This is a genomic window from Pseudomonas sp. 2822-17 (genome assembly GCF_002742485.1).
GTDB lineage: Bacteria > Pseudomonadota > Gammaproteobacteria > Pseudomonadales > Pseudomonadaceae > Aquipseudomonas > Aquipseudomonas cyclaminis.
Window position 1 is genome coordinate 1 of sequence record NZ_LJRZ01000408.1, and the last position, 488, is coordinate 488.

Annotated in this window: 1 protein-coding gene; it reads right to left on the reverse strand. The window is 38.1% G+C overall.

All coding sequences use genetic code 11. The features are described from left to right. Positions 1-100: 100 nt before the first annotated feature. Positions 101-400, reverse strand: coding sequence for a DUF4162 domain-containing protein (locus tag AOA60_RS33340; RefSeq protein ID WP_256592832.1), 300 nt, complete (start codon positions 398-400; stop codon positions 101-103). Positions 401-488 lie beyond the last annotated feature (88 nt).

Below are 488 nucleotides of genomic sequence, written 5' to 3' on the forward strand. Positions count from 1 at the left end.
CGTTAATACCAATACGAGTACAGCCATAGAAATAGTTGCGAAGATGAAAGCCTTTGATTTTAGACGTCGTCCAGCAGTATGGGAGATTGTCGTCCAGAGATTATTCATTGTTTTCACCTCCAACTTTATCTATAAAAATATCATGCAGAGAAGGCTCCTCTATTTCAAACTTACGAGCAAAACCTGTTTCTGCAATGTTAAAGAATATGTCCTCAGCAACCTTTTCGTTCTCCACCTTGACTGTAGCACCATCCTTTGTTTTATCAAGTGATAATACTCCAGGAACAGAACGGAGAAACTCAAGGTCAAAATCAGCATGAACGTTAATACTTTTCATACCATAGGATCGTTTAATTGCCCTAAGATTACCTTGAAGAACCGCTTTTCCTTTTTTTAGCATAATAAGTTATTCGCATAACTCCTCTACATTACGCATCTGGTGACTGGAGAAAACGATTGTAGTTCCAGATTTCTGAAGGTCAAGAACT

Coding starts and splice junctions, on each gene's coding strand:
- AOA60_RS33340 (WP_256592832.1), bottom strand. CDS start 400: ATGCTAAAAAAAGGAAAAGCGGTTCTTCAAGGTAATCTTAGGGCAATT.